At 69.2% G+C, this 12401-nt stretch carries 14 protein-coding genes and 1 pseudogene; 5 read left to right on the forward strand and 10 right to left on the reverse strand.

The features are described 5' to 3' along the window. The first annotated feature begins 4 nt into the window (after nt 1–4). Nucleotides 5–778: a 2-phosphosulfolactate phosphatase gene (locus ADK54_RS14090; RefSeq protein ID WP_053725947.1), complete on the forward strand. Its 774-nt coding sequence runs from the start codon at nt 5–7 to the stop codon at nt 776–778. Between the two features lie 284 nt (nt 779–1062). On the opposite strand, the gene ADK54_RS14095 is transcribed toward ADK54_RS14090, so the two are convergent. The 7 genes from ADK54_RS14095 to ADK54_RS14125 form a co-directional block, all read right to left on the reverse strand. After that, on the reverse strand, nt 1063–2118 hold the full coding sequence (locus ADK54_RS14095) for a UDP-N-acetylmuramate dehydrogenase (protein WP_053725991.1): 1056 nt from the start codon (nt 2116–2118) through the stop codon (nt 1063–1065). A 212-nt stretch (nt 2119–2330) separates the two neighbouring features. Then, nucleotides 2331–3365, reverse strand: a complete 1035-nt coding sequence (locus tag ADK54_RS14100) for a DNA-directed RNA polymerase subunit alpha (protein ID WP_053725948.1) — start codon at nt 3363–3365, stop codon at nt 2331–2333. Between the two features lie 189 nt (nt 3366–3554). Beyond that, a complete protein-coding gene (locus tag ADK54_RS14105; RefSeq protein ID WP_053725949.1) occupies nt 3555–3965 on the reverse strand; it encodes an STAS domain-containing protein in 411 nt (136 codons plus the stop codon). Nucleotides 3966–4010: 45 nt separating this feature from the next. Beyond that, nucleotides 4011–4436, reverse strand: a complete 426-nt coding sequence (locus ADK54_RS14110) for an ATP-binding protein (RefSeq protein ID WP_053725950.1) — start codon at nt 4434–4436, stop codon at nt 4011–4013. After that, nucleotides 4433–4849, reverse strand: coding sequence for a pyridoxamine 5'-phosphate oxidase family protein (locus tag ADK54_RS14115; protein WP_234392055.1), 417 nt, complete (start codon nt 4847–4849; stop codon nt 4433–4435). The genes ADK54_RS14110 and ADK54_RS14115 overlap by 4 nt, the downstream gene beginning before the upstream one ends. Then, on the reverse strand, nt 4846–6585 hold the full coding sequence (locus tag ADK54_RS14120) for a SulP family inorganic anion transporter (RefSeq protein WP_053725952.1): 1740 nt from the start codon (nt 6583–6585) through the stop codon (nt 4846–4848). Before ADK54_RS14120 ends, ADK54_RS14115 begins: the two co-directional genes overlap by 4 nt. Next, nucleotides 6582–6923, reverse strand: a complete 342-nt coding sequence (locus ADK54_RS14125) for an ArsR/SmtB family transcription factor (protein ID WP_053725953.1) — start codon at nt 6921–6923, stop codon at nt 6582–6584. The genes ADK54_RS14120 and ADK54_RS14125 overlap by 4 nt, the downstream gene beginning before the upstream one ends. Nucleotides 6924–7040: 117 nt before the next feature. Here ADK54_RS14125 and ADK54_RS14130 point away from each other — a divergent pair, with 117 nt between their 5' ends. After that, nucleotides 7041–7394, forward strand: a complete 354-nt coding sequence (locus tag ADK54_RS14130; protein WP_053725954.1) for a zinc ribbon domain-containing protein YjdM — start codon at nt 7041–7043, stop codon at nt 7392–7394. Between the two features lie 317 nt (nt 7395–7711). Here the strand turns inward: ADK54_RS14130 and ADK54_RS14135 are convergent. From ADK54_RS14135 to ADK54_RS14145, 3 genes and pseudogenes are all read right to left on the reverse strand, one after another. Continuing rightward, a pseudogene (locus tag ADK54_RS14135) lies at nt 7712–8188 on the reverse strand (hypothetical protein). 21 nt (nt 8189–8209) lie between these two features. Beyond that, nucleotides 8210–8764, reverse strand: a complete 555-nt coding sequence (locus tag ADK54_RS14140) for a GNAT family N-acetyltransferase (RefSeq protein WP_053725955.1) — start codon at nt 8762–8764, stop codon at nt 8210–8212. Beyond that, entirely contained in the window at nt 8761–9750 is a 990-nt protein-coding gene (locus ADK54_RS14145; RefSeq protein ID WP_234392056.1) for a hypothetical protein, read from the reverse strand. The genes ADK54_RS14140 and ADK54_RS14145 overlap by 4 nt, the downstream gene beginning before the upstream one ends. Before the next feature lie 461 nt (nt 9751–10211). Between ADK54_RS14145 and ADK54_RS45960 the strand changes: the two genes are divergently transcribed. The 3 genes from ADK54_RS45960 (at nt 10212) to ADK54_RS14155 (ending at nt 11994) form a co-directional block, all read left to right on the forward strand. Next, nucleotides 10212–10382, forward strand: coding sequence for a hypothetical protein (locus ADK54_RS45960; protein WP_159047760.1), 171 nt, complete (start codon nt 10212–10214; stop codon nt 10380–10382). 247 nt (nt 10383–10629) lie between these two features. Beyond that, nucleotides 10630–11106 (forward strand): glycine-rich domain-containing protein, encoded by a 477-nt coding sequence (locus ADK54_RS14150; RefSeq protein WP_053725957.1) that lies wholly within the window; start codon nt 10630–10632, stop codon nt 11104–11106. 84 nt (nt 11107–11190) lie between these two features. Next, the gene (locus ADK54_RS14155) at nt 11191–11994 is read left to right on the forward strand and encodes a hypothetical protein (protein ID WP_053725958.1); all 804 of its coding nucleotides are present in this window, start codon (nt 11191–11193) and stop codon (nt 11992–11994) included. Nucleotides 11995–12401 lie beyond the last annotated feature (407 nt).

Consider the following 12401-nt stretch of genomic DNA (forward strand, 5'->3'; position numbering starts at 1 on the left):
CCCCATGCAGGAACACATCTGGTGGGCGGAGCAGCCGGGCAAGGGCGTCCGCTTCGAATGGGGCATGCACGGCGCCGCCCGGCTCGCCGACCCAGACGGCTGCCTGGTGGTCGTGGACGTGCTGTCGTTCTCCACCACAGTGAGCGTCGCCGCACAGTTGGGCACCCGTATCTACCCCTGCGCGCCCGGCGATGAGATCGCCGCGGCCTACGCACGCCGCGAAGGCGCGAAGCTCGCGGTCGCCCGCCACGACGTGACCCCCAGGGCCCCGTGGTCGCTCTCCCCGGCCGGCCTGCGCATCGCACCTCCCGCCGCGCGACTGGTGCTGCCCTGCCCGGACGGCTCGGCCATCGCCGCCCTGGCCGCCACCACGGGGGCCACCGTCGTGGCGGCCTGCCTGCGCAACGTGGAAGCAGTCGGCAGCTGGCTCATCTCCCAGGGGTACGGAATTTCGGCCCGCCCCGTCACCGTGATCGCCGCAGGCGAGCACTGGCCAGGTGCCAGCCTGCGCCCCGCGACCGAGGACCTGCTCGGCGCCGGAGCCCTCATCGCCGAACTGGCTGCCCAGGGAGCCGGCCCACTGTCCGTCGAGGCGGCCACCGCCAAGGCTGCCTGCGAGGCCACCGTCGACCTCGGCATGGCCATCGCCGCCTGCGCCACCAGCCAGCAGCTGGCCGCGCTCGGATACGTCGAGGACGTCGTGATCGCCGCTGGCGTGGACTCGTGCATCGTGGTGCCCGTCCTGGACAGCGAGGGAACGTTCGTCCCCGCCCGCTGACCCCCACCTCTGCGAACGTAGCGGCCCGCCCCGGCGGGTGAGGACACCCGGCGCCGTCAACCTGCCCCAGCCCCGAAAAGACCGCACCTCGTAAACGCAGAGTCCCCGTCAGCACACCGACGAGGACTCATGCACGATCGAGGATAGGCTGATTGGGGTGGTGGCCAGCAGGGCAGGGAGGTGTATCCGAGGTTCACCCTTCGGCCAGAACCTCACCCGGGCGCCCGCGCGGTCCGTGCCCAACGGCCTGCCGGATGGGCGCGCGCGTACGCTCCCGGACAAACCTAGAGACTCACGCCAACCGTCACCGGCTCGTTGACCAACGTGATGCCGAAAGTTTCGCGTACCCCCGCGACTACCTCGCGGGCGAGCGCGAGCAGGTCCTCGGTGGTGGCGCCACCCCGGTTGGTGAGAGCCAGCGGGTGCTTGGTGGAGATGCGGGCCGGTCCCGTGCCGTAACCCCTGGTGAAGCCGGCCTTGTCGATCAGCCAGGCGGCTGGGATCTTGGTGCGGCCCGGCCCCGCCGGGTGCGCGGGCGCAGCGACGTCCTCGCCCAGCCGCTCTCGCACGCGCGCGCAGAGGGCGGCGTACTCGTCGTCGGCCAGGATCGGGTGGGTGAAGAACGAGCCCGCCGACCATGTGTCGTGGTCGGCGGGGTCCAGGACCATGCCCTTGCCCGCGCGCAGCTTCAGCACCATCCGCTGCGCGTGCGCCAGCGGCACACGGTCGCCGGGGGTGACGCCCAGGGCGCGGGCGGTCTCGGCGTACTGGATGGGGGCGGAGAGCCCACCCGCGTCCTCCAGCTGGAAGCGGACGCGCAGCACGACGTAGCGGTACGGGTCGGCCTTGAAGCGGCTGTGACGGTAGGAGAAGTCGCACTCAGGGTGGGTCAGTGCGATGGTGGTGCTCGTCGTGCGGTCGTACGCGACCACCTCGGCGATCGTCTGGGCGACTTCCTGGCCGTATGCCCCCACGTTCTGGATCGGGGTTGCACCGGCCGAGCCGGGGATGCCAGCCATGCACTCGAGACCCGCCAGTCCGGCCTCGACTGTACGGGCGACGGCATCCGTCCAGACCTCGCCAGCGGCCAGCTCCAACTGCGTGCCCTCCAGCGCAAAGCCGGTCGTGGCGATGCGCAGCACGGTACCGTCGAACCCCTCGTCGGCGATGACCAGGTTGGAGCCGCCACCGATGACAAGCAGCGGCGTATCGGCGGCGTCAGCGGCGCGGACGGCCTCGATCACCTCGGCCTCCGTTGTCGCGGTGATCAGACGGGTGCCGGGACCACCGAGCCGGAACGTGGTCAGCGGGGCGAGCGCAACGTCGTGGAGTTCTTGCACACGCACCAGGGTACGGTTCGGCCCTGCTGCGACAGCCGAGTGGATCTGCACGGCCGGATCACAGCTTGCGCATACCGCAGCCGTGTCGGCGGGCGCCGCTCCCGCTCAGCGGCGCCCTTCAACTACCGCTCAGCCACAGTGTCCAGACCGCGGGGCCAGCTCGAAGTGCCCGTTGTGCGCCAGCCAGCGCGCTCCAGTTCCCGTCAGACCTGCTATGGCGACCAGAACTGCTCAGGCTCGAAGACTCCGGCGTCCGCAGCGTCGTCGGCACCGCCAAAGATGTCCGCGGCGGCGGTCGGGTCGAATCCGGGCGGGCTGTCCTTGAGGGCCAGGCCCCTGCTGGCCAGCTTCGCCTTGACCTCGTCGATCGACTTCGCACCGAAGTTGCGGATGTCGCTCAGGTCGGCCTCGGAGCGCGCCACGAGCTCACCCACGGAGTGGATGCCCTCACGCTTGAGGCAGTTGTAGGAGCGAACGGTGAGCTCGAGCTCCTCGATCGGCACCGCCAGGCCGGCGGCCAGTGCGGAGTCCGCCGGAGACGGGCCCAGGTCGATGCCATCGGCGTCGGTGTTCAGCGCATGCGCCAGACCGAACAGCTCGACCAACGTCTTACCGGCCGATCCCATGGCGTCACGCGGGCGCATGGCCTGGTTGGTGGTGACGTCGAGGATCAGCCTGTCGAAGTCGGTGCGCTGCTCGACGCGGGTCGCTTCGACCTGACAGGTGACCTTGAGCACCGGGGAGTAGATGGAGTCGACCGGGATGCGGCCGGTTTCCTGGCCCGCCTGCTTGTTCTGCACGGCGGAGACGTAGCCGCGGCCGCGCTCGACGGTCAGCTCCATCTCCAGCCTGCCGTTGCCGTCGAGTGTGGCGAGCGCCAGGTCGGGGTTGTGCACCTCGACACCGGGCAGCGGGGCGATGTCAGCAGCGGTGACCACACCCGGGCCCTGCTTGTGCAGGTACATCACGACCGGGTCGTCGTGCTCCGAGGAGAGGTCCAGCTGCTTGACGTTCAGGAGGAGGTCGGCAAGGTCCTCTTTGACGCCCGGCACGGTGGTGAACCCCTGCAGGACATCCTCGATCCTGACGGACGTGACTGCGACGCCAGGAATCGAGTAAAGAAGCGCACGGCGCAGGGAGTTGCCGAGGGTGTAGCCGAAGCCCGGCTCCAGCGGCTCGATGGCGAACCGCGAACGGAACCCTTCGATGAACTCTTCGGTCAGTGCAGGACGCTGAGCAATCAGCACGAGATGTCGCCTTTCCTTGTCGGCGCCCGCCATATGACGCCGTCCACACTGCAGAAATAGGGGCGATACCGCCTCACCAGCGGCCGCACCAGCCGGTTGCGCCCCTGCACCGGCCCCGCCGATGAACCCGGCTCATCCACTGAGCAGGCTCGTCTGCCTGGTGGTGCTGAAGACGTTCCTGCTGCTCGCCTACCGAGGACTCCGGTTCGCCGCATTGCGCTCTTCAGGCCAGTCGGCGGTGCGCCACTGGCGCTGTTCCTCGGAGACTTGATGGGCGGTGAGTGCGGCGGGCAGGTCGCAGTGGACGGGGATGGGCGGGTGCGTGCCGTCGGGGACGATGGAGCCGTCGGCCGGGATCGCGGCGAGTTCCAAGGAACGTCCCTGGACGGCGAGTAGTTGGGCGGCCTGGGCGATGGCGAGCTGGCCGCAGGCGGACCAGCCGCGCAGCTCGGTCAGGTCGAGCACGACCGGCCCGGTACCGCGTGCCGTCACCCAGCCGATTGCGCCGGTGAACCGATCGACCGCTTCGCCGCCGAGGTGCCCGGCCACGGACAGGACGCCGAGGTTGTCGTGGGTGGTGTAGCGCCACTGGATGGTCATGCTCGCTGCCTCATTCGTGCCGGGACCTGCGGGAGTTCAGGATGTTCACAGGGGGAGGGTGATCCAGATGCTCTTGCCCTTGCCGTCCGCGTCGCCGCGTACCACAGCGGTGCCGCCCAGGTTGAGGGTGAGTTCCATAACCGTGCCCAGCCCGCTGCCACCGATACCGGTGACCGCCGAGAACAGGACGGGCTGGTAGGGGTGGCGGTCGTGAACGGCGAAGGCGAAGGTGTCGGCGCCCGCCGCGTAGATCACGGTGATCATCGGAGAGACGTCGGCGGCGTGCTGGATGCTGTTGGCGACCAGCTCACTGAGGATCAAAAGCGCGGGATCAACGATGGGGTGACGCCGGGCGATGCCCCATTCGGCCAGGACCTGTTCGGTGGTCTCGCGGGCGATGCGGACGGCGGAGCCCATGGGGGGCAGGGTCAGCACGTGCCGGTGGGGCAGGGTTTCGAGCGGAACGGTCATCGGACGCTCTCCGCATGGGCAAGGCGGTAGCCCGTCACCCGCTGGGGTTGGATACGGACGAGGGTGTCGTGCGGGCCATGCGCCCAGCCGAACAGCGTACGCCGGTAGTGCGCGGCCTCGTCCGGGTCGGTGATCACCTCGGCAGGGCCGACAGCGGTGACCGTCCAGCCGGTGCCACCCGCAACCTTGATCTCGTCCGCCTGGTAGGTGAGCGCGGGCCGGCCGGACAGGGCGGCGGCCTGGGCCGGGGAACGGACGATCAGACGACCGTACTCGAGCCGGTGCACGGCCGGACGCACGACCGCGCTCTCCCGCTGGACGTACACAAGGCGCCCCTGGACGGCGCCTTCGAGCAGCCACAGGGCTTCGGTGCCAGAGACCTCGACCATACGACGGGGTGTGGGGATGGTCATCGGGCGTGCTCCTGGACGCTGGTGCGGGCCGAGTGGGCAGGAGGGGCGGGCAGCATACCGGCGTCCTCCAGGTAGGTGCGGGCCCCGGCGATGGCTTCGGGGGTGGTGGCGTACTCGCGCCCTTCCAGGCGCAGCAAGTCCAGCGCGCCGACGGAGTCGAGAACTTGGCGCTGGCCGGGCCGTATGCCGGAGGTCATCACCGCGATGCCGCGCCGGTTCAGCTTCTCCACCACGTCCTTGAGGACGAGTGCGCCGGTGGCGTCCATGGTCGTGATCCGCGACATGCGCAGGATGACGACCCGGACATCGGCAACCTCGCTCAATTCCAGCAGGAAGCGGTGAGCCCCGGCGAAGAACAGCGGCCCATCCAGGCGGTAGGCGACGATGTGCTCGGCGAGCAGGGTGTGCTCCTCCTCGCTGTGATCGCCCCTGTCCAGTGGCACCTGGTCCAGGTGGGCCTGTTTGGCCACCGCCCGCAGGGCGAGAGCTCCGGCCACGACCAGGCCGATGATCACCGCGTAGACGAGGTCGAGGGCGAGCGTGGCGGCGGCGGTCAGGACGAGTATCAGGGCGTCCGAGCGGGTGGCCTTCGCCATGGCGCGCAGCGAGCCGACTTCGACCATCCGGATCGCGGTCGCGATCAGTACCCCGGCCAACGCGGCGAGGGGGATCTTGGAGACCAGGGGTGCGGCGGCGAAGACGATGGTGGCGAGGACGACGGCGTGGGTGAGGGCTGCGAGTCGCGAGCCCGCGCCGGTGCGGACGTTGACGGCGGTGCGGGCGATGGCACCGGTGGCGGGCACGCCGCCGAACAGCGGCGCGGCGATATTGGCCAGGCCTTGCCCGAGCAGTTCCTTGTCCGGGTTGTGCTTCTGCCCCACCGTCATCCCGTCCGCGACCTGCGCCGAGAGCAGCGACTCCAGCGCGGCGAGCGCGGCGACCGCGACGGCCGGGGCGAGCAGCGAGCCCACCGCGGACAGGTCGAGGAAGCCGAGCGAGGGGGCTGGGAGCCCGGACGGCAGGTCACCGATCGGCTTCGCGGCGTCGAGGTGGAAGAGCTGGGCAGTGATCGTCGCGGCGATCACTGCGACGATGGAGAAGGGGATGGTGGGCCGCAGCCGGCCGCCGACCAGCATGAGTAGCGCCACGCCCAAGGTCAGGGCGATGGCGGTCCAGTTCGGCGTGTGCACGAATTCCTGGATAGCCCGCCAGGTCACCGCCAGCACCTTGTCGCCTTCGGGCTTCGCCACGCCCAGCGCGTTCGGCACCTGCTGGAGGCCGATCACGCAGGCGATGCCGAGGGTGAAGCCCTCCACCACGGGGGCGGGCACGTATTGCATGTACTGGCCTGCCTTGAGTACGGCGAGCGTGACCAGCATGAGCCCGGCGATCAGGCCGACGGTCAGGACGCCGGTGGGCCCGTACTGGGCGACGATGGGTACCAGTACGACGGTCATCGCGCCGGTGGGGCCGGACACCTGGAGGTTGGAGCCGCCGAAGACCGCCGCGAGCGCGCCTGCGATCACAGCGGTCGCGAGCCCGGCCTTGGCGCCGAGGCCGGAGGAGACCCCGAAGCCGAGAGCGAGCGGCAGCGCAACGATCGCCACGGTCAGACCGGCCAGCAGATCACGGCGCGGGCTGCGGCCCATCTCCGCGAGATCGGCGCGGGCGGGCAGCAGGGAACGTACCGGGTTCCACACCCGGACCCGCAGCAGCCTCGTCAGCGAGGTGTTCATTGCGCCGCGACCTCGGCTTCCCGCAGCTCGGTCAGGAGCTCGTTCTGCCCGGCGAGCAGCTCGGTCAGGATCCGCCGCGCGGCCCGCATCAGATCAGCGACGTCACCACCGGCCAGCTCGTACACCACGGTCGAGCCCTCCCGGGTGGAGGCGACGATGCCGGAGCGGCGCAGCACTGCCAGCTGCTGCGACAGCGCGGACGGTTCGATCTCGATCGCGGAGAGCAGGTCCCGTACAGGCATCGGGCCGTCCTGCAGCAGCTCCAGCACCCGTATGCGCACCGGGTGCCCCAGCATCCGGAAGAACTCTGCCTTGGCCTGATACAGCGGAACCGACACGAACCTTCTCCTTCATGCAGTGCTGCGCCCCCGGCTACCTAGGGGCGCGGCAGAGCACAGCATCTATTGAATTGCAGAATTTTGCAATTCAGATAGTTGGCGTGAGATGGTCATCCGGTGACCGAGAACCTGCCCCCTTGCCCCGAATGCTCCAGCGCGCACACCTACGAGATGGGTGCGCTCCTGGTCTGTCCCGAGTGCGGACACGAGTGGTCGCCCGCATCCGCCGAAGGTGCGGCCGGCGCCGAGGACGGGGTGATCAAGGACGCAGTCGGCAACGTACTCACCGACGGGGACACGGTCACCGTGGTCAAGACCCTGAAGGTCAAGGGCAGCCCGAGTGGCATCAAGGCGGGCACCAAAGTGCGCAACATCCGCCTGGTGAACGGCGTGGACGGCCACGACATCGACTGCAAGATCGACGGGTTCGGCCCCATGCAGCTCAAGTCCAGCGTGGTCAAGAAAGCCTGACACGGCACACCGGCCCATACCAGGTCGAACACAGACACAGGGGGTCCCGTCCTCGGCGGAGGGCGGGACCCCCTGTCTGCCCAGGGCCAAGCCCTTACTCGTGGGCCGTACCCGGGACTGCTGCGCGCCGAGACATCCCGGGTTGCTCAGGCCTTCCGTGCGGTTGGGGCCCGCGCCCCCTTGGCGCCGGCCTTCGCTGGCCGCAGCTCGGGGGCGGCTCGGGCGGGGACATCGGGCCCAAGGCTTGGCCGTGGACTTCAACGACCTTGACTATGCGGAGCAGGAGTTGGAGCCCAGGGCGGGCCCACGTATACGGACTAGTCCCGAGTTGCCCCGACCGGCCAGAGCACGCGCACCGGTAGGCCCTTGCCCTCGGCGTAGGCAACCACATCGGCCGTGCCGCCATACCCCCGTGCGGGGTGACCGTCCCAGACCGCGAGCAACTCGTCGGCTTGGTCGACGAGGAGTTCACTGCCGGCCATGTGGGCGTCCGAGCCGGAGTTGCCGAGGCCCGTGCGGTGCACCTTCATGGCGAGGTGCAGCAGGTCGTCATACGTCGGGTGGTGCCAGTCGGGGAGATCGGCGCGACACTGCTCAGCGGGCATGGCGACCTCGATCCGGCCACCGTGATCGAGGACCGCCTGCGCGAACCAGGTGTCGGGGCCCGTCCGCGATGCAGCTCAAGCCGACCAACTCGGCAGGCGCGCAAGCCTTGACCGCCTTGACGAGCGCGCGGCGCATCTGCTGCGCGACCTCGGGGACAGGCCCCGGTGCCCGGTGATTCCGACTCTCACGTGGACCTCCCAAGGCTCTGCTCAGCGCAGGTCGAGCAGCATCACGTCATGGAGGTCCGCACCCTCCCACGGGAGAGCCTCCCCGACCTTCTGGTACCCCCATGCTCGGTATGCCGCTACGGCTGCCTTGCTCTCTGGATGGACGTTGAGCAGCACCCGCTCGGCTCCGGTGCCGTCGAGTACAGCCTCGTGCAGCCTGCGGGCGATGCCCCGCCCCTGCCACGGAGCCCGTACGGCCAGTTCCATGAGGCCGAAGGTGCGGTGTCCGTCCTCTCGGCGCATGTTGTCGGGCACGGGCGTGGTGAGTTGGTCCCACCAGCCCGTGTTGGGGCCGAGTGGGTAGCCGTAGGCGATGCCGACTGGCTCGCCGTCGGCTGAGCGGGCAAGGGCGCTGCGGAAGGTCGGCTTGCGGGTCTGGGAGCCGAAGCGTCGGAAGGTAGCCGAAACGTCGTCTTCGGTTTCCCAGTAGGGCGGCTCGGCGAACACCTCGGCGTATACGAACCGGAACGCAGCCTCGGCCCGCATCGCTGCCGGCCCGTCCAAGTTCTCGACAGAGAACGACACTTGCTCCGTCATACGTCACTCCCTCGCGGTGTCTCGCGGATGCGGACCGTGCAGTCACGAGCCGCGGTGCTGTCGATGCGGCTGGCCGCACGCTCGAACTCGTGCATCTTGTCGACCAGGCGCGGTGAGGAAATGCCGTCGCACGCGTCGAGTGCCGCGCCCATCTCCGCGCACGCTTCATCGACTTCCCCCGCAGCAAGCAGCACTCCTGCGAGTTTGACGCGGTACGAGGCGCTGTTGCGCGCCAAATTTCCCCCGATGCCCCGCACGGCCGCCTGGAGGAACGGCACGGCGCGTCTGGGCTGATCAGCCCGCACATACATGTCAGCCGTTGCGTAGTCGACCTCGAACGGGCCGACGAACTGGGCCCAGTTGGGCACCTCGACGTCGCAGTCCGCGCGCCCTTGGTGGCTCACCGCACGGCTCAGGGCACGGCGCGCCCCGGACAGGTCTCCTGTGTGCGTGGCGACGTTGGCATCGCGCAGGGCAATCACCAGGTGCACGGTCGGGCCGGCGCCCGCGCGGCTGGCGAGTCGGTAGGCGTTCTCGACTGCGCTCGCCGCCTCCCAAGCGCGTCCGGCCTTGAGGGAGAGGAGCACGAGCGTCTCCAGTACGGAGACCTGGAGCAGCGGGTTCTCGACCAGCTGCGCCGCTGTCAGCGCCTCCAGGCACGCGGCTCGGCCGGCTTCGATGTGTCCGCCGTCGTAGCCGTACCAGGCCCGGTGGCCGTGCAATTCGGCAAGCATGGTCTGAAGCTCACGGCCGATCCGTGAGGTGTACGAGGCGGACCCGAGGGCGTGGGTGACCTCGCCCTCGATGCGGCGGGCCTGTCTCATGGCCGGCACGCTGCCTGTCGCGTGATCTGTCTGATAGAGGCCGTCCAGCCGCGCGCGCAGACGGGTGAGGTCGGCCATGCCGATGCGCGGTCCTGGGCGGGTCGGGACGAGGGCCGCCGCAGCGAGGCCGCCCGCATCGGCGACGAATGTTCTCCGCTTCACCTCTCCAGGGTCGCTGATTGGCGCTGCGATCGTCCTCCGGTGGCTGGGGACGTCGAATCCCATTTCGGCAAGCGGCACCCCGAGCATGGCCTCCAACACGGCCTGCTGGTTCGGATGGGGGAGCGGTGGCGGAGTCTCCCGCTCCCAGCGGCGGAGCTGCCGGACACTCACCGAGGCGTTGATGCCGAGGCGCGTGGATTCCCGCGTGAACGCGTCTACGAACGACTCCTGTGTATAGCCCGACGCCCGCCGTAACCGCCCCAAGGGGCTTGTGTCGTCGTCTGCCATGCGCTTCCCCTTGCACAGTGAACTGTCCGCTCACCGTAGCCAATTGACCTCAATGAGCAGGGCGGAAACGTCCGCCCAAACGTCCGGTCCTCCGGCGCCCGCTGTGTCTCCCGGAGCAGTGCACTGGTCGTGTGCAGCAGCAACGGATCTCTGAGACACATGGAGGACATCCCGTGGCCATGACGATGCGCGTGTACGAGATGGACAGGAGGACCGGCCAGGTTGTGCGGCAGCGTGCGCTGGTGGCCGTAGGAACGGCCGCGAGCAGCGATGCGCCGATGATGTCGAGCGCCTATCCGCCGTGCCGATGCCGCAGATGCGTGAGCGAAGGCAAGAACGAGTGAGACAGCGATTGGCCGTTCTGGCATGGATCTTGCTGTGCACGGCTCTCGTCCTATGGCTCGCTGTCGAGGCAGACCCACACCACAGCCGGTAGACGACGCTCCCGGCTTCCGATCTCCCACCCGCTCAGTGGCGTCTGACACAACCCACTGGGTGGGCGGGTCCCGGCCCGCGTCGCATCGCGCGACTTCGGCCAGGTGCCGCATCACCCATGTCCGACGCACCACCCCATCAAGGAGGCAAAGGACCGTGACCGTAGTACAGGAACGCCCCGCGACCGACGCGCGGACACTGATCAGCCCGGAGCTGCGGGCGACTCTCGCGGCCAACATGCGCGCCAAGTTCGAGGACATGACCGAGGAGCAGGCGCACCGGGGCATCGGGCAGATGCTCGCCTTCCTCGCCGCCGGCGCACACAGCCCCATCCCGTTGAGTCCGTCCCCATTGGTGGACGATTTTTGGCACGCCTTCCTGCTGCACACCAAGGCGTATCAGGACTTCTGCGAGCAGACGCTCGGGAAGTTCGTCCACCATCAGCCGGGCTTCCTCGACAAGGAGGAGCACGGCGGCGGTAAGGCGCTGCGCGCCCGCACGGTAGACGCCATCGCCTCGGCCGGGTTTGTGGTCGACATGGATTTCTGGCCCGAGCTGGACATCGCTGACTGCTCGCAGTGCCATGCGAACTGCCACAACAGCCCCAAGCACAAGGCGGCTCGGCTGGTCTGACAGTCCGCTGTGCCGGCCCCCGACTTGTGCCACGCTATGGCCGAGCCGGGGGCCGGCTTCCGTTCCGTACGAGGAGAGACGCGGGTGGAGCGCACACCGTGGCAGGAACTTCCACCCGCAGCACGGCGCGCGGTCGAGGCGTACACGGGCACGGTCGAGGGGGCGGAGAGTGCTGACAAGGGCGTGATGTCGCACCTGGCTTGTACCCTGCGCACCGCGTCGGGGCCCGTGTTCGTCAAGGGCACCCGGGCCGACGACACCTCGGCGTGGGTGTACCGGATCGAGGCACGGGTCACGGAACACGCCTTGCTTGCACCCCGGTTGCTGTGGCAGGCGGAGGCGGGCGGGTGGCTGCTCGTCGGATACGAGTACATCCCCGGGCGTCACCCCGACCTCGCGCCCGGGTCCGCCGATCTCGGGCCGCTGGTCGACGCCCTCGGCGTCATGTCGGCGGCTGACTGGCCTGAGGAAGTCGGCAAGAAACCGCTCCCCGTTCGGTGGGGCTCGCTCATCCCGGATGGTCGGGCGCACCACCTCGCCGGCCGGGCTCTCGTGCACACGGACATGTCGCCGCTCAACATGCTGGCCACCGCCAACGGCATTCGGCTCGTCGACTGGGCCCTCGCCTGCCCCGGACCCGACTGGGCCGACACCGCGTTCACCGTGCCGCGCTTGATCCACGCTGGCCACACCGCCGAACAGGCCGAGGCCCTGGCCCGCAGAGTGCCTGCCTACCGCGGCGCATCCCCCGCTGCTGTCAGCGCCTTCGCGTCCGCTCTGCACGCTGTTTGGGAGAGCCGGGAGCGGGCTGACCCCCTGCCGCACAGAGCGGCGCTGATCGCCGCTGCCGCGGCTTGGGCCCAGTACCGCGCCCTCACGGTTGCATGAGGGCATGCGTAACTGGGCTCAGTCCGCATAACTGCCCCAACAGAAAACGGCCCATCAGTGCAGCTCAGACACCCGACGAAGTGAGCCCGATGTGAGCCCGGACGCCCTCGGATCGGGTGTCATGAGCCGGTCGTGAGGGTCAGGCGGCACCTCCCCTGACCAGCCACAACGGCATAGGCTGGCATGGGATGTTGATCGACATCACTCGTCCTCCCCGTCTTTTAATCCGTTGGTTGTCGGTTCGAGTCCGACATGGCCTACCGGTCGCGTTGGGAGGGGTCGGCCCTCCGAACTGCGAAGGAACGCCCCAGCCGGGGATCATCGGCTGGGGGCGTTCCTGTGTCCCCGTGTCCCCGTGTTCCTGCGTTTCGGCCGGGTGCCCGATGGCGAAGTCTCCGGCCGGTGAA

The organism is Streptomyces sp. WM6378 (assembly GCF_001279695.1).
Taxonomy (GTDB): Bacteria; Actinomycetota; Actinomycetes; order Streptomycetales; family Streptomycetaceae; genus Streptomyces.